Here is an 18,887-nt window from a genome sequence, read left to right on the forward strand (position 1 = left end):
GGGGCCCGGACCGGCGGTGAAAAGTTCGGTGCGGGGCGAAATGTCCTTTCCGTAATCTTCACTTATGGAGCAAACAATTACCGCGGAGCCCCGCGTCGACCGTCGGGCGCTCGCCGCGGTGGGCGTCACCGTGCTGCTGTGGGCCTCGGCATTCGTCGCCATCCGCAGCGCCGCGGAGCACTTCGCCCCCGGCGCCCTGGCCCTGGGCCGGCTGCTGGCGGGTTCGGTGGTGCTGGGCGTGATCTGGCTGGCGCGGCGCGAGGGGCTGCCGCCGCGCGCCGCGTGGCCCGGCATCGTGGGCTCGGGGATCCTGTGGTTCGGCCTCTACATGGTCGCCCTGAACTGGGGCGAGCAGGAGGTGGACGCGGGGACCGCGGCGATGGTCGTCAACGTCGGCCCGGTCCTGATCGCGCTCCTCGGCGGATGGCTGCTCAAGGAGGGGTTCCCGCCCCGGCTGCTGGCGGGGATGGCGGTGTCGTTCGCCGGCGCCGTCGTGGTGGGGATCTCGATGTCCGACGGCGGTCGCGCGTCGATCGTCGGCGTCCTGCTCTGCCTGCTCGCGGCCGTGACGTACGCCGGTGGCGTGGTCTGCCAGAAGCCCGCGCTGAAGCACGCCTCGGCGCTGCAGGTCACCACCTTCGGCTGCTTCGTCGGCACGGCGGCCTGCCTACCGTTCGCGGGCCAGCTGGTGTCGCAGGTCGCCGCCGCCCCGCTGCCCGCGACGCTGAACGTCGTGTATCTCGGGGTCTTCCCGACGGCGCTGGCGTTCACCACCTGGGCCTACGCGCTCGCCCGCACCACCGCGGGGAAGATGGGCGCCACCACCTATGTCGTCCCGGCGCTGGTGGTCCTGATGGCCTGGCTCATCCTCGACGAGGTGCCCGCCTGGCTGACCCTCGCCGGCGGCCTGCTCTGCCTCGCGGGCGTGGCGGTGTCCCGGGGAAAGGGCCGGGTGCGGGCCCGGTAACGTGGCAGTCCACTACGTGATCAACGGGTGGTCGCGGTCCGCCTCGACCTCCTGAGCGACTCGGGGAGGCGTGGATGCGCGACCAGACGATCGGTGACTTCCTGGACCGGTTGGCCGGCCGGGTGCCCGCGCCGGGCGGGGGAGCGTCGGCCGCCCTGCACGGTGCCCAGGCCGCCGCGCTGCTGGGCATGGTGGCCCGCTACAGCGACGGCCCGAAGCACGCCGAGCACGGGCAGGTGATCAACCGGATCCTCGCCGAGGCGGACGCCCTCCGTGACCACGCCCTCCAGCTCGCCGAGGACGATGCGGCGGCGTTCACCGCCGTGACCGACTCCTACCGGCTGCCCAAGGCCACCGACGAGGAGAAGGCCGCCCGTTCGGCGGCGATCGCCGGGGCGCTGGCCGCCGCGGCCGTACCTCCGGCCGGGACCGTCGCCGCGGCGCGCCGGCTGGTCGAGCTCGCCGAGGAGCTGCTGCCCATCGGCAACCGCAACGTCATCACCGATGTCGCCGCCGCCGCGGAGGCCGCGCGGGCCGCGGCCACCACCGCCCGGGTCAACATCGAGATCAACCTCGCCGGCATCAAGGACGAGGAGGTCCGCGCCGGCCTGGCCGCCCAGGCGGCCGGGGTGGACGAGATCGCGGCCAGGGCCGAGAGAGTCACCGCCGCCGTGCGCGAGGAGATCAGCGGGTGACCACCTCCGCACGGCCGGAGCCCGGGACCCCCACACTGGAAGGACTCACCCAGATGAGCGCACGACCCCTGTCCGGGAAAGAGCTGGCCGCCGCCATCCGGGCGGACGCCGCCGGACAGGCCGCCGAGCTCGCCGCGGCCGGCCGCCCCCCGAGACTCGCCGTGGTCACGGCCACCGCGGACGAGTCCAGCGCCTGGTACGTGCGCTCCATCGTGAACGCGGCGGGCAAGGCGGGCATCGCGTGCGAGGTCGTGGACCTGGGGCCGGAGGCGCCGGTGGCGGCGGTCCGGGAACGTCTGGAGTCGCTGAGCGCCGACGGCCGGGTGAGCGGGATCATCCTGCAGACCCCCCTCCCCGGGGGCGCGAAGCTTGAGGACCTCGCCTCCTCCATCGCCCCCGGCAAGGACGTCGACGGGGCCAACCCGCTCTCGCTCGGCCGCCTGGCCGCCGGGCTGCCCGCCTTCGCGCCGGCGACCGCCGAGGCGGTGGTGCGGATCCTGGAGCACCACGGGGTGGAGCTCGCCGGCCGCCACGCGGTCGTGGTCGGCCGTTCCACGGTCGTCGGCAAGCCCGCGGCGCACCTGCTGCTGGACCGCGACGCCACCGTGACGGTCTGCCACTCGCGCACCGCCGACCTGGCCGCCGTGGCCGCCACGGGCGACATCCTGGTCGCGGCCGTCGGCCGGGCGGGGCTCATCACCTCCGAGCACGTCAAGCCGGGGGCCGTGGTGGTGGACGTGGGCACGAACCCCACGCCGGACGGCGGTCTCGTCGGCGACGTCGACCCGGCCGCGGCGGAGCGGGCCGGCGCGCTGACCCCGGTGCCCGGCGGGGTGGGCCCGGTGACCACGGCCCTCCTGCTGAGCCACACCGTGCGGGCCGCCCGGGGGTAGCCGGTGCCCGGCGCCTACCGGACGGCGGTGGGGCAGAACGTGCCGGGCGGCCGGTACGTCTCGCGCGCAGACGTGGCCCGGGCATCCGCCGAAGGACATGCGGACAATCGAGCTGCCGGACGGCGGCTGGGGGCACGGCCGGGAGGAGGGCGCCAAGTCCGGTGGTTATAGGGTCATACCTCGCATTCGGTGATGAGGAGCCCTCTTGTGTCCGCTAAGCCAACGATCCTTTATCTGACGGACCTGTCGTACGAGGCGCGGGGCCGGCGGTACTGCGACGAGGACATCTTCGTCTCCTCCCAGCTCAGGCAGGGGTTCACGGTCGTCCTCTGCCATCCGCTGGACGCGGTCGCGCTGATGGACGACTTCGACGTGACCGTGGTCCGCAACACCGGGCCGGTGATCCACTATCAGGCCGAGTACGACCGATTCCGGGCCCGCGCCCTGGAGAGCGGCGTCCGGGTGTACAACCCGCTGACGGGCAAGGCCGACATGGTCGGCAAGCGGTATCTGGTGGATCTCAGCCGCGACGGATACCCGGTCATCCCCACCGTCGACCGTCCTGACGACCTCGGCCGCCTGCCCGGGACGGCGGAATACGCGGTCAAGCCCATGCTCGGCGCCGACTCCATCGGGCTCAGGTTCGTGGGGCCGGAGGAGCTGGACCGGATCGCCTTCGGCGACGTGCTCGTCCAGCCGCGGATCGACTTCGTCCACGAGGTATCGTTCTACTTCGTCGACCACGCCTTCCAGTACGCCCTGTACGCCCCCCGGCCGGATCGGCGCTGGGAGCTGGAGCCGTACCGGCCGGACGCGACGGACCTGGCCTTCGCCCAGCGCTTCGTCGACTGGAACAGCCTCGACCACGGCATCCAGCGGGTGGACGCCTGCCGCACGCGCGACGGGGAGCTGCTCCTGGTCGAACTGGAGGACCTGAACCCCTACCTGTCGCTGGACGCCCTCGACGCGACGGCGCGCACCGCCTTCGTCTCGGCCATGGAGAGATCGGTTCTCGGGCTGCTCCGCGGGTGACCCGCGGGGCGGCCGGAGGACGCGGGGTGCGCGCGGCGGTGGGACGTCACCGCCGGGCGGCGGCCTCGGGACCGACACCGCCGCGCGGCGGCCGCGGCGTCGGGGCCGGCGCGGTCAGACGGGGATCGAGACCCCGAGGCCGCCCCGGGTCCGCGCGCCGTAGCGCTCCTTCTCCCTGGCGAGGTCGAGCGGCTTGATGCCGCTGCGCCCCTGGAGCACCTCCTCGGTGAGCAGGTCGGCCGGGACCAGCCAGGACACCTCGAACTCCAGGCCGTCGGGGTCCTTGGCGTACAGGGCCTTGGTGGTGGAGTGGTCCGAGGCGCCGACCAGCGCGTTCAGCTCGCCGAGCTTGAGCGCGATCCGCTCCAGCTCCTCCAGGGTGTCGACCTCCCAGGCCAGGTGGTAGAGGCCGACGGTGGAGCGCCCGGCGCCGGAGGGACCCGCCTGGGCGCCGATCTCGAACAGGCCGAGGTCGTGGTCGTTGCTGGAGCCGGAGGCCTGCAGGAACGCGGCGCCCGGCATGTTCATGACCACCCTGAAGCCGAGGGCCTCCGCGTAGAAGGCCACGCTGCGCTCGACGTCGCGCACGAACAGGACCGCGTGGTTGAGTCGCTGGACCGGCATGGTTCCTCCCATGAAACTTGAACTCTCAAGTACGCTACCCCCATATCCTTGAGAGTTCAAGTAAAGTGGGACCGTGACGCGATGGCTGGACGATGACGAGCAGCGCGCCTGGCGCGCGTTCCTGGGGGCCTCGCAGCTCGTCCAGGAGGAGCTGGACCGGCAGCTGCAGAGAGACTCCGGCATGCCGCACGCCTACTACGCGGTGCTGGTGAAACTGTCGGAGGCGCCGGAGCGCATGCTGCGGATGAGCGAGCTCGCGGCGGAGGTCAACGCCTCGCAGAGCCGGCTGTCCCACGCGGTGGCCCGGCTGGAGGAGCGCGGCTGGGTGCGGCGCGAGCCGTGCGCCGCCGACCGGCGCGTGAGCTGGGCGGTGCTCACCGACGAGGGGTTCGAGGTGCTCGCCGCGGCCGCGCCCGGTCACGTCGAGGCGGTACGGCGGAGCTTCTTCGACCTGCTCGACCCCGAGCAGGTCCGTCGGCTCGCCGAGATCTGCACGGCGGTGCTGCGGAAGGAGACTCCCTGAGCGGGCCTTGCGCCGACCGAGGCTCTTCCGTCGTACGGTTGCTCCCGACCATTCGACTCGACAGGGGGATGCGCACATGGCGGAGGCTTCTCTGATCCGGACGTACGCCGATCGCGACGCGGAGCGCGCGCTTTTCCGGACCGTCCACGAGGTCGCGGTGGGTTACGCCGGGGTGGAGGTGTCCCAGGTGTTCGACGTGCTCCGCCGCCGGCTGGTCGGCGTGCCGGGCCTGGACGACCACGGGCTCCGGCGGATCGCCGAGGAGATCAGCGTGGGCCGGGACCCGTCCGGGCTGTAGCCGCCGGTCCCGGGGGCCCGCGAGGTCCCCGGGACCGACGGCCGCCGGTCCGGAGAGGCCGCGGCCCCCCACGGGGCTCCGCGGGCCCTGCGCGGCGCCCGGAGGGTCAGTGCGGGCCGGGGGCCGTCCGGGCGGCGGCCAGGTGGGCCCCGGGGTCGGCGACGATCCGGTGGATGACCTGCCCGGCGGCGCCGAGGGACGCGGCGTCGCCGCCGAGCCGGGAGACCGTGAGCTCGGGCACGGCGTGGCGCATCCCGGCCAGCCGGGCGGTCATCGTGTCGTGGGCCGGGCCGTGGATCCACCGGAACAGCGGGGCGAAGACGCCGCCCAGCACGACCGTCCCGGGGTCCATCAGGTGGACGGCGGAGGTGAGGGCCACGCCGAGCGCCTGCCCGGCGCGCTCGCAGGCGCGCAGCGCGCCGCTCTCGCCCGCCTGGAGGGCCGCCACGAGCTCGGGCACCCCGCGCAGGCCGGCCGCCCGCAGGAGGGCCTCCTGCCCGGCGTACTGCTCCAGGCAGCCCCGGCCGCCGCAGCGGCAGGCGGGGCCGTCGGGGAAGACGACCACATGGCCCAGCTCCCCCGCGAGGCCGCGGGCGCCGCGGAACAGGGCGCCCCCGACCACCAGGCCGGCGCCGATACCGATCTCCCCGGACACGTGGAGGAAGTCGCCGGGGCCCGAGCCGAACCAGAGCTCGCCCAGCGCGGCGAGGTTGGCCTCGTTCTCCACGGCTACCGGGAAGTCCAGCAGGTCGCCCACGCGGACGTCGTGCCAGCCGAGGTTGGGGGCGGCGTGGAGCAGCCCGCCGTCCACAGGACCGGGGACGGCGAGGGCGGATCCGGCGATGACGAGACCTTCCGCACGGGCTTCATCCACAACCATGTGGGCAAGTTCTTGCAGGTGAGACATGGTTTCCACAGGCGAGCCGCCCTGGTTGTCCACAGCCTGTGCACGGCGCAGCCGTACCGCGAGAGTGAGGTCCACGACGCACGCGGACAGGTAGTCGACGTTGATCTCCAGGCCGAGGGCCCCGACCCGGTGCCCGCTGAGGCTGACCGCCGTGCCCGGCCGGCCGCGCTCGCCGTCCCGCAGCGCGCCCGACTCGGTGACCATGCCCGCGTCGAGCAGGTCGCCGACCATCTTGGACACCGTGGTCTTGGTCAGCCCGGTGATCTCGGCCAGGGCCGCACGGGTGATCGGCCCGCTCCTGCGGACCTCGGCCAGGACCACGCCGAGGTTGCGGGCGCGCATGGAGTCATGGCGTACGGCCTGCGTCATGGAACACCCACCCCTTGACGATCCCATCTCCCCGCCCCATATTAAGTCCATTAAGTGGATTAAATCGGAGGACCGCACATGAGCGACTACACGCCCAGGCCCGAGGACCGCTTCACCTTCGGGCTGTGGACCGTCGGCTGGCAGGCCCGCGACCAGTTCGGGGACGCGAGCCGGGCCCCGCTCGACCCGGTCGAGAGCGTCCACCGCCTCGCCGAGCTCGGTGCGTACGGTGTCACCTTCCACGACGACGACCTGCTGGCCGTCGAGCCGGACCGGGACAAGGCCGTCGAGCGTTTCAGGAAGGCGCTGGCGGAGACCGGTCTGAAGGTCCCGATGGCCACCACGAACCTGTTCACCCATCCGGTCTTCAAGGACGGCGGTTTCACCAGCAACGACCGCGACGTGCGCCGCTACGCCCTGCGGAAGGTGATGCGCAACGTCGACCTGGCCGCCGAGCTCGGCGCGACCACCTACGTCTGCTGGGGCGGCCGCGAGGGCGCCGAGTCCGGGGCCGCCAAGGACATCAGGGCCGCGCTCAGCCGTTACAAGGAGAGCATGGACCTGCTGACCTCCTATGTGATCGACAAGGGCTACGACATCAGGTTCGCCATCGAGCCCAAGCCGAACGAGCCGCGCGGCGACATCCTGCTGCCGACCGTCGGCCACGCGCTGGCGTTCATCAACGAGCTGGAGCACTCCGAGCGGGTCGGCCTCAACCCCGAGGTCGGCCACGAGGAGATGGCCGGGCTCAACTTTGCGCACGGCGTCGCGCAGGCGCTCTGGCACGGCAAGCTCTTCCACATCGACCTCAACGGCCAGCACGGCCCCCGGTTCGACCAGGACCTGGTCTTCGGCCACGGCGACGTGAAGAACTCCTTCTTCCTGGTGGACCTGCTGGAGAACGGCGGCTACGACGGCCCGCGGCACTTCGACTACAAGCCGCTGCGGACCGAGGACGCCGAGGACGTCTGGGTCTCGGCGGCGGCGAACATGCGTACCTACCTGATCCTGAAGGAGAAGGCGAGGGCCTTCCGCGCCGACCCCGAGGTCGCCGAGGCGCTCGCCGCCAGCCGGGTCGCCGAGCTGTCCGAGCCCACCCTGGCCCCCGGCGAGACGCTGGAGGACCTGCAGCGCGACGACTTCGACCTCGACCGGGCCGCCGCGCGCGGCTTCCACTTCTCCCGCCTGAACCAGCTCGCCCTGGAGCACCTCCTCGGGGTCCGCGGATGACCCTCGTGGCCGGGGTCGACTCATCGACCCAGAGCTGCAAGGTGGTGATCAGGGACGCCGAGACGGGCGCCCTGGTCCGGCAGGGGCGCGCCGACCATCCGGGCGGGACCGAGGTCGACCCGGAGGCCTGGTGGACGGCGCTGCGGGAGGCGATCGCGCGGGCGGGCGGGCTGGACGGCGTCGCGGCCATGAGCGTCGGCGCCCAGCAGCACGGCATGGTCTGCCTGGACGAGTCCGGCGCCGTCGTGCGCGACGCGCTGCTGTGGAACGACACCCGCTCCGCCGGGGCCGCCCGGGACCTGGTGGAGGAGCTGGGCGGGCCGCTGAGGTGGGCCGAGGCGGTCGGCAGCGTGCCGGTCGCGTCGTTCACCGTGACCAAGCTCCGCTGGCTGGCCGAGCACGAGCCCGCCAGCGCCCGCCGCACGGCGAGCGTGTGCCTGCCGCACGACTGGCTCACGTGGCGGCTGGGCGGGGAGTTCGTCACCGACCGGGGCGACGCCTCCGGGACCGGATACTGGTCGCCCGCGACCGGCTCCTACCGGACCGACCTCCTCCGGGCCGCCTTCGGCGCCGTCCCCGAGCTGCCGCGCGTGCTGGGGCCCCGTGACCCGGCGGGCGAGCTGCGCGCCCCCGGCGGCGCCCGGGGACCGGTCCGGCTGGCCCCCGGGACCGGCGACAACATGGCCGCGGCCCTCGGGGTCGGGGCCGCGCCGGGGGACGTGGTCGTGTCGATCGGGACCTCCGGGACGGCGTTCGCGGTCGCCGGGAGCCCGAGCGCCGACCCCGGGGGCGCCGTCGCCGGGTTCGCCGACGCCACCGGGCGGTTCCTGCCGCTGGTGTGCACGCTCAACGCGGCCCGGGTGCTCGACGCCGCCGCCCGGATGCTCGGGGTCGGCCTCGACCGGCTCGGGCAGCTCGCCCTGGAGGCCCCCGCCGGGGCGGACGGCCTGGTCTGCGTGCCGTACCTGGAGGGCGAGCGGACCCCGAACCTCCCCGAGGCCACCGGGTCGCTGCACGGCCTGACCCTGGGCACCTCGACCCCCGCGCACCTGGCCAGGGCCGCGGTGGAGGGTCTGCTCTGCCACATGGCCGACGCCTTCGACGCCCTGGGGCTGGACCCGGCCCGGGTGCTGCTCATCGGGGGCGGCGCCAGGTCGGAGGCCGTACGGCGGATCGCCCCGGCGGTCTTCGGACGGCCCGTGATCGTCCCCGAGCCGGGGGAGTACGTCGCGGACGGGGCGGCCAGGCAGGCGGCCTGGCTGCTCGGCGGCGGTGACGAGCCCCCGGCCTGGCAGGCGGGCGGGGCCGCACGTTACGAGGCCGACGCCACGCCCGCGGTGCGGGCCCGCTACGCCGAGGTCCGCGCCGGGCGCTGACGGCCCGCCGCGCCGGCGTCCGGGGCGGGCGCCGCCCACCCGCCCCGCTCACCGCCGCCGCGCCTTCTCAGGGGGCCGCCACCTTCTCAGGGGTGGGTCAGGGTCGGCTCAGGGGCGTCGCCGGATGTATGGAAGGGGCTCCGCGGGACAGTCTTGGCGCATGCTCGCGTTGAAGAGGCTCTACCCGCTGATCGCCTGCGCCGGGATCGTGATGGCCACGGGGGCCACGATCATCGGTCAGATCGATCCGGATCCGTATCTGGACCCGCTCAATCTGACGATCAGCGAGTACGCCACCCTGGACCGCGGGGGAGCGACCGAGTTCGCCATGGCGGCCCTGGGGATCGCCTCCTTCGCGCTGGTCGCGGGGTTGCGGGCGGCCAGGGCGCCGGTCGGCGCGGTGGCGGAGCGGCTGATGCTGGTGTGGAGCGCCGCATTGGTGGTGATCGCGATCGTGCCGACCACCGCCCCGGGGCTGGCGCTGGACCTGACCGCGCAGGTGCACCGCTACGTGTCGATCGCCGCGTTCGTCGCCATGCCCGTGGCCGGCGGGCTGATGGTGGCGCGGTTCAGGGAGGACGAGCGGTGGCGGGCGGTGTCCGGGCCGGTGGAGTGGCTGGCGCTGGCCGGCGGCTTCGGACTGCTGGCGATCACCTACGTGGCGCTCCCCGGCGACCGGGTGCTGATCGGCCTCGTCGAACGGGTGCTGCTGGGCACCGAGGTCGCGCTGGCCGGCGTGCTGGCCGTACAGCTGGCGCGGCTCACCTGGAGGCGGAGCGGCGCCCGCGCCCCGGAGGCCCCGCGCGCGGCCCACGCCTCACGCACGGCTCTCGGCTGACTTGTCAGTTCTCATGACTGTTCATGACAGGTCACAAATAGGATACGAATACTGCTACCAGTCAGTGCTATCCTCGTCGGCGATCTAAGAGATCGTCCGGAGGTCTCCCGCCCCGGCGCTCCGAGACCGAACCGTAGAGGTGACATGGCATCGAGCAGGTCCATCCGGTTCAAGATCTCGGTATTGGTGGCCATCCCGCTGACCTCTCTGGTCGCACTGTGGGGCTTCGCGGCGACCGTCACGGTCGGCGAATCGATGAGCCTGCTCACCGTCACCACGCTGTACGACTCCTTCGGCAGTCCCGGTGACGACCTGACCAGCGCACTCCAGCGCGAGCACCTGCTGTCGGCCGAATACCTGGCCGGCCGCTCGGCCGCCGACCGCGCCACCCTCGCCGGCCAGCGCACCGTGACCGACCAGGCCCGCGAGCGCTTCCGCGAGGCGACGGTCGCCGACTCGGCGCAGTCGGCCATGACCGAGGAGATCAGGGCCCGCTTCGACGAGCTGATGAGCCGCGTGAACGCGCTCGACACGGTCCGGGCCAAGGTCGACAACGGCAGGATCGGGCCGATCGCGCTCTCCAAGGACTTCGCCCTGGTGCCCGACGCCCTGCACCGGCTCTTCACCACCATGAGCCTCAACAACGACCTGCCGCTCTACCGGCAGTCGCGGGGCCTGGCCCTGATCATCTACTCCAAGGACTTCCTCAGCCGCCAGCGGGCGCTGGCGGCCGGGGCGCTGGCGCTCGGCCGTGCGCTGACCCCCGGTGAGCTGCGCCTGTTCACGCAGCTGTCGACCAAGCGGGTCTTCCTCATGGAGCAGGGGCTGCCCGAGCTGGAGCCGGGACTGCGCCAGCCCTTCGCCGAGCTGACCGTCTCGCGGCTGTACGCCAGATTCGCCGACCTGGAGGAGCGGCTGCTGGCCGGGGCCGCGGTGTCACCCACCGAGTGGCGGGCCGCCAGCGACGAACTGGAGGCCGGCTACCAGCGGTCTGTGACGACGACCGCCACCGTCCTGTCCGAACGGGCGATGCCGTCGGCCGTCGAGACCTTCGCCAGGGCCGGGATCGCCGGGGTGCTCGGCCTCGTCGCGGTCGTCGCGTCGCTGCTGGTCTCCTACCGGGTGGGCAGCGGGCTCACCCGGGAGCTCGCCGGCCTGCGGCGGGCCGCGACGGATCTCGCGGAGATACGGCTGCCGCGGGTCATGGAGAAGCTGCGCCGGGGCGAGGTGGTGGACGTGGAGGCCGAGGCGCCCTCGCTGAAGCCGCCGGGCAGCACCTCCGAGATCCACGACGTCGCCGCCGCCTTCGACAGCGTCCAGCACCGCGCCGTCGACTCCGCCGTGGAGCAGGCCCGGCTGCGCGACGGCGTCGCCCAGTCCTTCCGCAACCTCGCCCGGCGCAGCCAGTCCCTCCTGCAGCGCCAGCTCAAGCTGCTCGACGGGATGCAGAAGCAGGCGGAGGAGCCCGAGGCGCTGGAGAACCTGTTCCGGCTCGACCACCTCACCACCCGCATGCGCCGCCACGCCGAGGGCCTGGTGATCCTCTCCGGCGGGGCCGCGGGTCGCAAGTGGCGCTCGTCGGTCCTGATGGAGGACGTGCTGCGCGGCGCTACCGCCCAGGTGGAGGACTACGCCCGGGTGCGGATCTATCCGATGCCCGGCACCACGCTGGTCGGCAGCGCGGTGGCGGACATGATGCACCTGTTCGCCGAGATCATCGAGAACGCCACGGTCTTCTCCCCGCCCGGCGGCGAGGTGTCGGTCCGGGGCGAGCTGGTGGGCCGGGGCTTCACGATCGAGATCGAGGACAGGGGGCTGGGCCTGACCGCGGACAAGCGGGCCGCGATCAACGAGCGCCTGGCCAGCCCGCCGGAGCTCGACCCCGCCGAGACCGACCGTCTGGGTTTCGCGGTGGTCGGCCTGCTGGCCGCGCGCTACGGGGTCGGCGTGACGCTGCGGACCTCGCCGTACGGCGGGACCGGGGTGGTCATCCTGCTGCCGGAGTCCCTGCTGGGCGACCCGGAGCCGGCCGAGTCGCCGGAGCCGGCGCTGCGGGAGATCGCCGGACCCGCGGAGCCGGCGGAGCCCGCCGGGCCGGCGGGGCCCGCCAAGCCCGTGGTCCCGGTCCCGGCCGACCTGTGGAAGGCGCCGGTCCGGCGTGGCAACGGAGGGCTGCCCCGCCGGGTGCGCCAGGCGAACGTCTCACCGAAGCTCCGGCAGGAGCCCGCCCCGGTGGCCCAGGTCGAGGAGCGGTCGCCGGAGGAGGCGCGGGCCCTGCTGAGCTCGCTCCAGGCGGGGTGGCGGCGCGGGCGGGCGGACAGCGAGAGCGACGACGACAGCGGTATGGAGCGGTGAGCGGGTCCGGGATCGGGAGCGCGGCCGCCATCACGGGCCGCACGGCCGACCAGGGCCCAGAACGAGCGTGACATCAGAGGGGAAGGGGTTTTACCACGTGCCGGGTGAGCTTTATTGGCTGCTGGATGACTTCGTCACGAGCGTGGCGGATGTATCGCACGCGTTGATCCTGTCCAACGACGGGCTGATGATGGCCTCGTCCCGGGGGCTGAGCAAGGAGGACGCCGACCATCTGTCAGCGGTGGCCTCCGGCTTCCAGAGCCTGGCCAAGGGGACCAGCCTGCAGTTCGGGGGCGGGGCCGTACGCCAGACGATGGTGGAGATGGACTCCGCGTTCCTCTTCGTCACCTCCGCGGGCCAGGGAAGCTGCCTGTCGGTCATGACCACCGGGGCCGCCGACGTGGGACTGATCGCCTACGAGATGGCCCGGCTGGTCACCCGTGTCGGCCAGCATCTGGCCACCGGCCCGCGGGTGGCCGGCCAATGAGCGACGACATCGAATGGGTCGACGAGGAGGCGGGACCGGTCGTCCGCCCCTACGCGCTGACCGGGGGGCGGACCAGGTCCTCCTCCACCGCGTTCGATCTGTTGTCGATGGTGGTGGCGACCGGGTCGGCGGTCTCCGCCAGCTCGCACCTGGGCTCGGAGCACCGGCGGCTGCTCGGCCTGATGCGGCGGACCCGGCCGATCGTGGAGGTCGCCTCGGACGTCGGGCTGCCGATCGGGGTGATCAGGGTGCTGCTGGGGGACCTGCTGGACCAGGGGCTGATCCTGGTGCGGTCGCCGGTGCCGGCGGCCACGGCGCCCGCCGAGAGCCTCCTGCGGGAAGTGATCAGCGGCCTCCGGGCGCTGTGACCCCCGGAGGCCGCTGGGAGGGCGGTGACGGGCCGGTGGTCCGCGGCCTGGGCCGCGGGCTGCCGGACCAGGTCAGCGCTGGCTGGCCGTGAGCACCTTGAGGGAGTGCTCCACGAGCGTCACCAGCACGGTCTTGGCCGACGCGCGGCGCCGCACGTCGCACAGCAGCACCGGCACGTCCGGATCCAGGTCGAGGGCGACCCGCACATCCTCGGCCTCGTAGCGGTCGGCGCCGTCGAAGCAGTTGACCGCCACGATGAACGGCGTCCCGCGCTGCTCGAAGTAGTCGATCGAGGGGAAGCAGTCGGTCAGCCGCCGGGTGTCGGCCAGCACGACCGCGCCCAGCGCGCCGTAGGACAGCTCGTCCCACATGAACCAGAACCGCTCCTGCCCGGGGGTGCCGAACAGGTACACGACCAGGCCCTCCCGGATCGTGATGCGGCCGAAGTCCATCGCGACAGTGGTGGTCGTCTTGCCCTCCACGCCCTCGACGTCGTCGATGCCGATGCCGCGGTCGGAGAGCACCTCCTCGGTGCGGAGCGGACGGATCTCGCTGATCGCGCCGACGAGCGTGGTCTTGCCCACCCCGAAGCCACCCGCGATGAGAATCTTGAGCGCGACGGGTTCGTCAGAGGGCCCGAAGTCCATTGATCACTTCCTTGAGAATGCGCTCGCTCGCCGAAGCGCGCCCGATCGAGATGAGCTGGTGATCCTGTAGATCGCCGAGGAGGACGCGGACCACGCCGAGCGGCAGGTCGAGCTCCGAGGCGACGTCGGCCACCGACGTCGCGGTGACGACCAGGGAGAGGATGCGTTCCTGTTCCGGCCCTGGCACGAACCCGCCGGACGCGACCGCGCCGGTCGCGGTGACCATCGCGATCAGGTCCAGCTCGTCACCGGAGGAGCGGGTGCGGCCTCCGATGAGCGCGTAGGGCCGGACGACCGGTCCGGCCTCCTCGTCCATCCACTGTGTCATCCGGTCCCCGCGCCTTCGGCTGGGGGAACGGACGGCGCGTGTACTCCGTGTGCGCCCGCCTCCCTCACGAGAGGCCTTGGCGTGGAAGGGTGGAGATGTGCTGGCCGACCCGCTTGACCAGCATGGCCATCTCGTAGGCGATGTGGCCGACGTCGGCGTCGGAGCTGCTCAGCACGGCCAGGCAGGTCCCCTGCCCGGCGGCCGTGACGAACAGGAACGCCGATTCCATCTCCACGATGGTCTGGCGCACCTCGCCGCCGCCGAAGTGGCGTCCGGCTCCGCGCGCCAGGCTCTGGAACCCGGCCGCGACCGCCGACAGGTGTTCGGCGTCCTCCCGGCTGAGACCCTTGGAGAAACCGACGGCGAGTCCGTCGGTGGACAGGATCACCGCCTGGCGTACCGCGCCCACCCTGGTGGTCAGGTCGTCGAGGAGCCAGTTCAGCTCGCCGGTGTTAGTCACTTTTCCGGTCATCAGTCCCCCTTGTCGCCTGTCGTCTGGTGTGCGAAGTCATTTCCGTGTTCTTCCTCGCGCCCGCGCCGCGCACCCGCCTGGAAGGCGGAGAACAGCGCCCGGACCTCGTCCGGTGAGCGCTCCGACTGCTCCGGATCCTCAGGGGGCTCTACCGCCCGCTCAGGCTCGACAGGCGCCTGAGCCTCCTGACGGAGCTGCGGTGCGAGGTTCGCCTGCCGTACCCGGCGGGGCAGGGTCCCCGGCCCGGTGGTCTCACGGGCGGGCTCGCCGGTCCCGCCGCGGGCGGGCCCGCCGGACGCCTCGCGGTCGGCTCCGAGTTCCGGCAGGTCGGTCACCACGGCGAGGGTCGGGGCGGCGAGCGGAGGCACGGGGGGCCTCGCGCCGGAGGGGACCGTCCTCGTCCGGCGGGGCAGTCCCGAATCGGAGCGGGCCGGAGGGAGCGCGGCGGGCTGCACGGGCTGGGGGAGGTCCGCCGGCCGCTCGGTGAGCCGCTCGGCGGTCAGGGTGAGCGGCGAGGGGGTCTCGGCGAGCACCGCGCGCGGGATGAGCACGATGGCCGTGGTGCCGCCGAACGCCGAGCCGCGCAGGAGGACCTGGATGCCGTGCCGGGCGGCGAGCTGGCCCACCACGAACAGGCCGAGCCGGTCGCTGTCGGCCAGGTCGAACTCCGGCGGGCTGGCCAGCCGTTCGTTGATCGCCGCGTACTCCATCGCGCTCAGGCCCAGGCCCCGGTCCTCCACCTCGACGGCGAACCCGTTGGCCACCACGTCACCGCGGACGGTCACCGTGGTCTGCGGCGGCGAGTAGATCGTCGCGTTCTCGATCAGCTCGGCTATCAGGTGGGTGATGTCGGCGACCGCGGCCCCGTCGAGCGAGGCGTCGGGCATCGGCGGCACGCTGACCCGCTTGTAGTCCTCGACCTCGGCGATCGCGGCCCTGACGATGTCGACCACGGCCACCGGCCTGCGCCAGGCCCGGCCGGGCGCGGCGCCGGACAGGATGATCAGGCTCTCCGCGTGCCGCCGCATGCGGGTGGTCAGGTGGTCCAGCCGGAACAGGTCCTCAAGGCTGTCGGGGTCGGTCGCCCGGCGCTGCATGCTGTCGAGCAGGGTGAGCTGGCGGTGGAGCAGGCCCTGCTTGCGCCGGGCCAGGTTCACGAAGACCTGGCTGACGCCGCGGCGCAGGTTGGCCTGGCCGACGGCGGCCTCGACGGCGGTGTGCTGCACCGAGTCGAACGCGTGGGCCACGTCGCGGATCTCGATCGAGCCGTCCGCGGCGATCGGCGGGGCCTCGGCCTGCACGTCCACCTCCTCGCCGCGCCGCAGCCGCTCCACGACGCGCGGGAGCCGTACGTCGGCCAGGTCCAGCGCCGTCGAGCGGAGCCCGGCCAGCTCGGCGGCCAGGCGGCGGCCGAAGCGGACCGAGATGATGATCGAGGCGATCACCGCGATCAGGCCGATCCCGCCGGCGATCCCGATCCGGACCATGATGCCGGTGGCCACCGACTGGGCCCGGTCGGCCAGCATGTTGGAGGAGGCGATGTTGAGCTGGTCGAGCCAGGTCGCGATCCCGTTCGTGGTCGTCTTCCAGTTGCGGGCCTCGGGCGGCAGGTGCTCGCCCGAAGTCCCCGCGATGGTCCGCTCCAACGCGACGAACTTCTCGAAGGCCGTGGAGTCGAAGGTGTCCCGGTAGGGGTCGCCCAGCTCGGAGTCCAGGGCGGACAGTCCGCGCGCGTGCAGGAAGCGCCGGGTGGCGGCGTACTCGCCGAAGGCGGTGCGCTCCCCCGGGGTCATCCGGTAGTCGATCAGGGCCCCGCTGATCAGCGCGTTCTCCCTGGCGATCATCTCGCGGGCGTTGCCCATCGACTGCATGGCCGCGGCCTGCTGGAAGATCGACAGGTCGGGGACCGCGGCGAGCTGGTCGTAGAGCAGGAAGACCGAGTCGAGGATCCGGTTGTAGTTCGACAGCACCTCCAGCCGGATGTCGCGGCCGCTGTCGATGCCGGCGCGGATGGCCGGGAGCCGGTCGAGCTGGCGGATCAGGGTGTCCAGCGAGGAGCGCAGCTCCGGACCGTGGGAGTCGTCGGAGAGGGCGGCCTCGCGGAACTTCTCGACCGATCGGTCGGTGCGGCCGCGCTGCTCGCCGATCTCGCTGGTAAGGATCCGGGAGGTGATCGCCACCGAGGACTGCGCACGCTCGGCCTGGAGCTGGAGTCCCAGCTCGGTGGAGGAGACGCCGATGGTCTGGTAAACGCTGTTGGCCCGGAGCAGGGCGGCCCCGTCGCCGACGGTCAGGTTGAGGACGAAGCCCCACAGCGCGCTCAACGACAGCAGGGGTAAGAGCAGCAGCAAAAAGATCTTGAACCGAATCGACCGGTTTCCAGAGCCCATGCCCACTCGTCCCAACCTCTGAGTGTGTGGAGGCCCGTGCTGCTTTGGGATTAATTCGCCTCCGGAAGATCGCACAGGAGACTAGCACCGATAAGGTTTTTCCGCAGTGGAGGATCTGATGATTAGTGTGATTACCGGGGCTAGTGCCGGAATCGGCGAGGCCGCCGCGGTGGAGCTCGCCCGGCGCGGGCAGCAGGTCGTCCTGGTCGGCCGCGACCCCGCCAAGACGGCCCGGGTGGCCGAGCGGGTGAGGGCGGTCTCGGGGACCGCCCCGGCCACCTTCACCTGCGACTACACCTCGCTCGACGACGTGCGCCGGCTCGGTGCGGAGCTGCTGGCCCGCTACGACCGGATCGACGTCCTGATCAACAACGCGGGCGTCATGACCACTGCGCGCACGCTCACCGGCGACGGTCACGAGACGATGATCCAGGTGAACCATCTCGCGCCCTTCCTGCTGACGAATCTGCTGCTGGAGCGGGTGACCGGCCGGGTGATCACCACCTCGTCCCGGGCCGGCAAGACCGGGCGCCTCGATCCGGCCGACCTGAACCGCGACCGGCGGCGGTGGAGCGGCTGGCTGCAGTACGGCGACTCCAAGCAGGCCAACGCGCTGTTCACGGTGGAGCTGGCCCGGCGGCTGTCCGGGACGGGAGTGAGCGCCACCTGCTTCCATCCGGGTGTGATCAAGACGGAGTTCGCCGCGAAGACGTTCATGATGTGGATGGTGAAGAACATCCCCGGCATGGGCCAGACCACCGAGCAGGGCGCGAGCACCATGGTCCACCTCGCCACCCACCCGGACGGTGCCGCCCACCCGGGCCGCTACTTCGCCAGGAGCGCCCCCGCGGCCGTCCCCCGGGGGATGACCGACCCCGCCCTGGCCCAGGCCCTCTGGGACGCCAGCTCCGCCGCCGTCGCCCTGCGCGCCGGGGCGTAGCCGGGAGGCGCCGGCGCCGTGGGTACGGCGTGGGCGGCGCGGGCCGCCCGGTGGGCACGGGGACGGCGTGGGTACGGCGTGGGCGGCGTGGGCCGCCCGGTGGGCACGGGGACGGCGCGGGTACGGCGTGGGCGGCGTGGGCCGCCCGGTGGGCACGGGGACGGCGTGGGTACGGCGGGGCCGCCCGGTGGGCGCGGGGAAGTTCCCCGGGCGGCCACCGGCGGTTCGCCGGGCGTTGGGCGGGCCCGGTTAGGGTCCCGGGCCTGTGAGTGTCACGACCCCGCTGCGGGTGTCCGCGCGCCCCTCGGCCGGCCGCGACCCGTTCTTCGACAACGCCAAGTTCCTGGCCATCACCCTGGTGGTCTCCGGGCACCTGGTCGAGGACCTGCGAGAGGTGCCCGCCGTGCACGCGGCGTACTTCTACGTCTACCTGTTCCACATGCCGCTGTTCATCGTGCTCAGCGGCTACCTGTCGCGGAACTTCACCTTCTCGTCGGGGAAGGCGCGCAGGCTGATCAGCGCGCTCGCGGTGCCGTACGTGATCTTCGAGCTGGTCTACGCGCTGCCCCGCCTCGTCCTGTACGGCAAGCTGGACATCAGCCTGCTCGACCCGTACTACCTGACCTGGTTCCTGATGTCGCTGTTCCTGTGGCGGCTGTCCACCCCGGTCTGGCAGCAGCTCAGATGGCCGCTGGCGGTCGCCGTCGCGCTGTCACTGCTGTCGGGGACGAGCAGACTGCCCGACGAGCTGTCGATGAACCGCACGCTCGGGCTGCTGCCGTTCTACGTGCTCGGGCTCATGCTCCGGCCGGAGCACTTCGAGTGGCTCAGACAACGACGGGTCCGGATCGCGGGGGCGGTCACGCTGGCCGCCGGGGCGGCCGTGGCGCTGGCCGTGCACACCCGGGTCAAGACCGAGTGGATCCGCTGGCGGCACGCCAACGACGCGATCGGGGTGGACGACCTCACCGGCAGCCTGGTCCGGCTGGCCCTGCTCGCCTCGGGGGCGCTGCTGGTCGCCGCGTTCCTGGCGGTCACGCCGTCCCGGCGCACCTGGTACTCGGGGCTGGGCATGGCGACCATGTACGCCTACCTGCTCCACGGCCTGGTGGTGAAGGTCGCCGAGCGGTTCTACGGGGACTGGGCC

The 18,887-nt window shown here is 72.7% G+C and carries 20 protein-coding genes; 14 read left to right on the forward strand and 6 right to left on the reverse strand.

Going from position 1 to position 18,887, the window contains the following annotated elements:
• The first annotated feature begins 64 nt into the window (after window positions 1-64).
• The 4 genes from ACWDS7_RS16700 to ACWDS7_RS16715 all read left to right on the forward strand — a co-directional run bounded on the left by ACWDS7_RS16700 (window position 65) and on the right by ACWDS7_RS16715 (window position 3,587).
• Entirely contained in the window at window positions 65-967 is a 903-nt protein-coding gene (locus tag ACWDS7_RS16700; protein ID WP_451930015.1) for a DMT family transporter, read from the forward strand.
• A gap of 74 nt (window positions 968-1,041) precedes the next feature.
• A complete protein-coding gene (locus ACWDS7_RS16705) occupies window positions 1,042-1,662 on the forward strand; it encodes a cyclodeaminase/cyclohydrolase family protein (RefSeq protein WP_451930016.1) in 621 nt (206 codons plus the stop codon).
• A 53-nt stretch (window positions 1,663-1,715) separates the two neighbouring features.
• Window positions 1,716-2,555 (forward strand): bifunctional 5,10-methylenetetrahydrofolate dehydrogenase/5,10-methenyltetrahydrofolate cyclohydrolase, encoded by an 840-nt coding sequence (locus tag ACWDS7_RS16710; RefSeq protein WP_451930017.1) that lies wholly within the window; start codon window positions 1,716-1,718, stop codon window positions 2,553-2,555.
• A gap of 207 nt (window positions 2,556-2,762) precedes the next feature.
• Entirely contained in the window at window positions 2,763-3,587 is an 825-nt protein-coding gene (locus ACWDS7_RS16715) for a hypothetical protein (RefSeq protein ID WP_451930018.1), read from the forward strand.
• 114 nt (window positions 3,588-3,701) lie between these two features.
• On the opposite strand, the gene ACWDS7_RS16720 is transcribed toward ACWDS7_RS16715, so the two are convergent.
• Complete coding sequence (locus ACWDS7_RS16720) at window positions 3,702-4,211, reverse strand: VOC family protein (protein WP_451930019.1); 510 nt, start codon at window positions 4,209-4,211, stop codon at window positions 3,702-3,704.
• Window positions 4,212-4,284: 73 nt separating this feature from the next.
• Between ACWDS7_RS16720 and ACWDS7_RS16725 the strand changes: the two genes are divergently transcribed.
• On the forward strand, window positions 4,285-4,734 hold the full coding sequence (locus ACWDS7_RS16725) for a MarR family winged helix-turn-helix transcriptional regulator (RefSeq protein ID WP_306860944.1): 450 nt from the start codon (window positions 4,285-4,287) through the stop codon (window positions 4,732-4,734).
• Between the two features lie 76 nt (window positions 4,735-4,810).
• Window positions 4,811-5,032, forward strand: coding sequence for a hypothetical protein (locus tag ACWDS7_RS16730; RefSeq protein WP_306860941.1), 222 nt, complete (start codon window positions 4,811-4,813; stop codon window positions 5,030-5,032).
• Window positions 5,033-5,138: 106 nt separating this feature from the next.
• Here ACWDS7_RS16730 and ACWDS7_RS16735 read toward each other — a convergent pair whose 3' ends face one another.
• The gene (locus ACWDS7_RS16735; protein ID WP_451930020.1) at window positions 5,139-6,308 is read right to left on the reverse strand and encodes an ROK family protein; all 1,170 of its coding nucleotides are present in this window, start codon (window positions 6,306-6,308) and stop codon (window positions 5,139-5,141) included.
• 78 nt (window positions 6,309-6,386) lie between these two features.
• On the opposite strand from ACWDS7_RS16735, the gene xylA reads away from it, so the two are divergent.
• The 6 genes from xylA to ACWDS7_RS16765 all read left to right on the forward strand — a co-directional run bounded on the left by xylA (window position 6,387) and on the right by ACWDS7_RS16765 (window position 12,962).
• Window positions 6,387-7,538 carry a xylose isomerase gene (gene xylA, locus ACWDS7_RS16740; RefSeq protein WP_451930021.1) on the forward strand — a complete coding sequence of 384 codons (1,152 nt, stop codon included), beginning with the start codon at window positions 6,387-6,389 and terminating at the stop codon, window positions 7,536-7,538.
• Complete coding sequence (xylB, locus tag ACWDS7_RS16745; protein ID WP_451930022.1) at window positions 7,535-8,914, forward strand: xylulokinase; 1,380 nt, start codon at window positions 7,535-7,537, stop codon at window positions 8,912-8,914. Before xylA ends, xylB begins: the two co-directional genes overlap by 4 nt.
• A 160-nt stretch (window positions 8,915-9,074) precedes the next feature.
• A complete protein-coding gene (locus ACWDS7_RS16750) occupies window positions 9,075-9,752 on the forward strand; it encodes a DUF998 domain-containing protein (protein ID WP_451930023.1) in 678 nt (225 codons plus the stop codon).
• A 144-nt stretch (window positions 9,753-9,896) separates the two neighbouring features.
• Window positions 9,897-12,107, forward strand: coding sequence for a sensor histidine kinase (locus ACWDS7_RS16755; RefSeq protein WP_451930024.1), 2,211 nt, complete (start codon window positions 9,897-9,899; stop codon window positions 12,105-12,107).
• Between the two features lie 97 nt (window positions 12,108-12,204).
• Window positions 12,205-12,594 (forward strand): roadblock/LC7 domain-containing protein, encoded by a 390-nt coding sequence (locus tag ACWDS7_RS16760; protein ID WP_306860927.1) that lies wholly within the window; start codon window positions 12,205-12,207, stop codon window positions 12,592-12,594.
• Window positions 12,591-12,962: a DUF742 domain-containing protein gene (locus ACWDS7_RS16765; RefSeq protein ID WP_451930025.1), complete on the forward strand. Its 372-nt coding sequence runs from the start codon at window positions 12,591-12,593 to the stop codon at window positions 12,960-12,962. The genes ACWDS7_RS16760 and ACWDS7_RS16765 overlap by 4 nt, the downstream gene beginning before the upstream one ends.
• 72 nt (window positions 12,963-13,034) lie before the next feature.
• Here the strand turns inward: ACWDS7_RS16765 and ACWDS7_RS16770 are convergent, their stop codons facing one another.
• The 4 genes from ACWDS7_RS16770 to ACWDS7_RS16785 all read right to left on the reverse strand — a co-directional run bounded on the left by ACWDS7_RS16770 (window position 13,035) and on the right by ACWDS7_RS16785 (window position 16,761).
• Window positions 13,035-13,610, reverse strand: coding sequence for a GTP-binding protein (locus ACWDS7_RS16770; protein ID WP_306860924.1), 576 nt, complete (start codon window positions 13,608-13,610; stop codon window positions 13,035-13,037).
• A complete protein-coding gene (locus ACWDS7_RS16775; RefSeq protein ID WP_306860922.1) occupies window positions 13,591-13,938 on the reverse strand; it encodes a DUF742 domain-containing protein in 348 nt (115 codons plus the stop codon). The genes ACWDS7_RS16770 and ACWDS7_RS16775 overlap by 20 nt, the downstream gene beginning before the upstream one ends.
• Window positions 13,939-14,002: 64 nt before the next feature.
• Window positions 14,003-14,410: a roadblock/LC7 domain-containing protein gene (locus tag ACWDS7_RS16780; RefSeq protein WP_012887139.1), complete on the reverse strand. Its 408-nt coding sequence runs from the start codon at window positions 14,408-14,410 to the stop codon at window positions 14,003-14,005.
• Window positions 14,410-16,761, reverse strand: a complete 2,352-nt coding sequence (locus ACWDS7_RS16785; RefSeq protein ID WP_451930026.1) for a nitrate- and nitrite sensing domain-containing protein — start codon at window positions 16,759-16,761, stop codon at window positions 14,410-14,412. The genes ACWDS7_RS16780 and ACWDS7_RS16785 overlap by 1 nt, the downstream gene beginning before the upstream one ends.
• 157 nt (window positions 16,762-16,918) lie before the next feature.
• Here ACWDS7_RS16785 and ACWDS7_RS16790 point away from each other — a divergent pair, with 157 nt between their 5' ends.
• Window positions 16,919-17,740: an SDR family NAD(P)-dependent oxidoreductase gene (locus ACWDS7_RS16790; RefSeq protein WP_451930027.1), complete on the forward strand. Its 822-nt coding sequence runs from the start codon at window positions 16,919-16,921 to the stop codon at window positions 17,738-17,740.
• Window positions 17,741-18,005: 265 nt separating this feature from the next.
• The coding region (locus ACWDS7_RS16795) for an acyltransferase family protein (protein WP_451930028.1) at window positions 18,006-18,887 on the forward strand (882 nt) is incomplete at its 3' end.

The sequence above is a fragment of the Streptosporangium sp. NPDC003464 genome (assembly GCF_053588315.1).

Excerpts from the sequence above, each read along its gene's own strand:
- ACWDS7_RS16700 (WP_451930015.1), top strand. The coding sequence starts at position 65 with ATGGAGCAAACAATTACCGCGGAGCCCCGCGTCGACCGTCGGGCGCTC.
- ACWDS7_RS16705 (WP_451930016.1), top strand. The coding sequence starts at position 1,042 with ATGCGCGACCAGACGATCGGTGACTTCCTGGACCGGTTGGCCGGCCGG.
- ACWDS7_RS16710 (WP_451930017.1), top strand. The coding sequence starts at position 1,716 with ATGAGCGCACGACCCCTGTCCGGGAAAGAGCTGGCCGCCGCCATCCGG.
- ACWDS7_RS16720 (WP_451930019.1), bottom strand. The coding sequence starts at position 4,211 with ATGCCGGTCCAGCGACTCAACCACGCGGTCCTGTTCGTGCGCGACGTC.
- ACWDS7_RS16730 (WP_306860941.1), top strand. The coding sequence starts at position 4,811 with ATGGCGGAGGCTTCTCTGATCCGGACGTACGCCGATCGCGACGCGGAG.
- ACWDS7_RS16735 (WP_451930020.1), bottom strand. The coding sequence starts at position 6,308 with ATGACGCAGGCCGTACGCCATGACTCCATGCGCGCCCGCAACCTCGGC.
- xylA (WP_451930021.1), top strand. The coding sequence starts at position 6,387 with ATGAGCGACTACACGCCCAGGCCCGAGGACCGCTTCACCTTCGGGCTG.
- xylB (WP_451930022.1), top strand. The coding sequence starts at position 7,535 with ATGACCCTCGTGGCCGGGGTCGACTCATCGACCCAGAGCTGCAAGGTG.
- ACWDS7_RS16750 (WP_451930023.1), top strand. The coding sequence starts at position 9,075 with ATGCTCGCGTTGAAGAGGCTCTACCCGCTGATCGCCTGCGCCGGGATC.
- ACWDS7_RS16755 (WP_451930024.1), top strand. The coding sequence starts at position 9,897 with ATGGCATCGAGCAGGTCCATCCGGTTCAAGATCTCGGTATTGGTGGCC.
- ACWDS7_RS16765 (WP_451930025.1), top strand. The coding sequence starts at position 12,591 with ATGAGCGACGACATCGAATGGGTCGACGAGGAGGCGGGACCGGTCGTC.
- ACWDS7_RS16770 (WP_306860924.1), bottom strand. The coding sequence starts at position 13,610 with ATGGACTTCGGGCCCTCTGACGAACCCGTCGCGCTCAAGATTCTCATC.
- ACWDS7_RS16775 (WP_306860922.1), bottom strand. The coding sequence starts at position 13,938 with ATGACACAGTGGATGGACGAGGAGGCCGGACCGGTCGTCCGGCCCTAC.
- ACWDS7_RS16780 (WP_012887139.1), bottom strand. The coding sequence starts at position 14,410 with ATGACCGGAAAAGTGACTAACACCGGCGAGCTGAACTGGCTCCTCGAC.
- ACWDS7_RS16790 (WP_451930027.1), top strand. The coding sequence starts at position 16,919 with ATGATTAGTGTGATTACCGGGGCTAGTGCCGGAATCGGCGAGGCCGCC.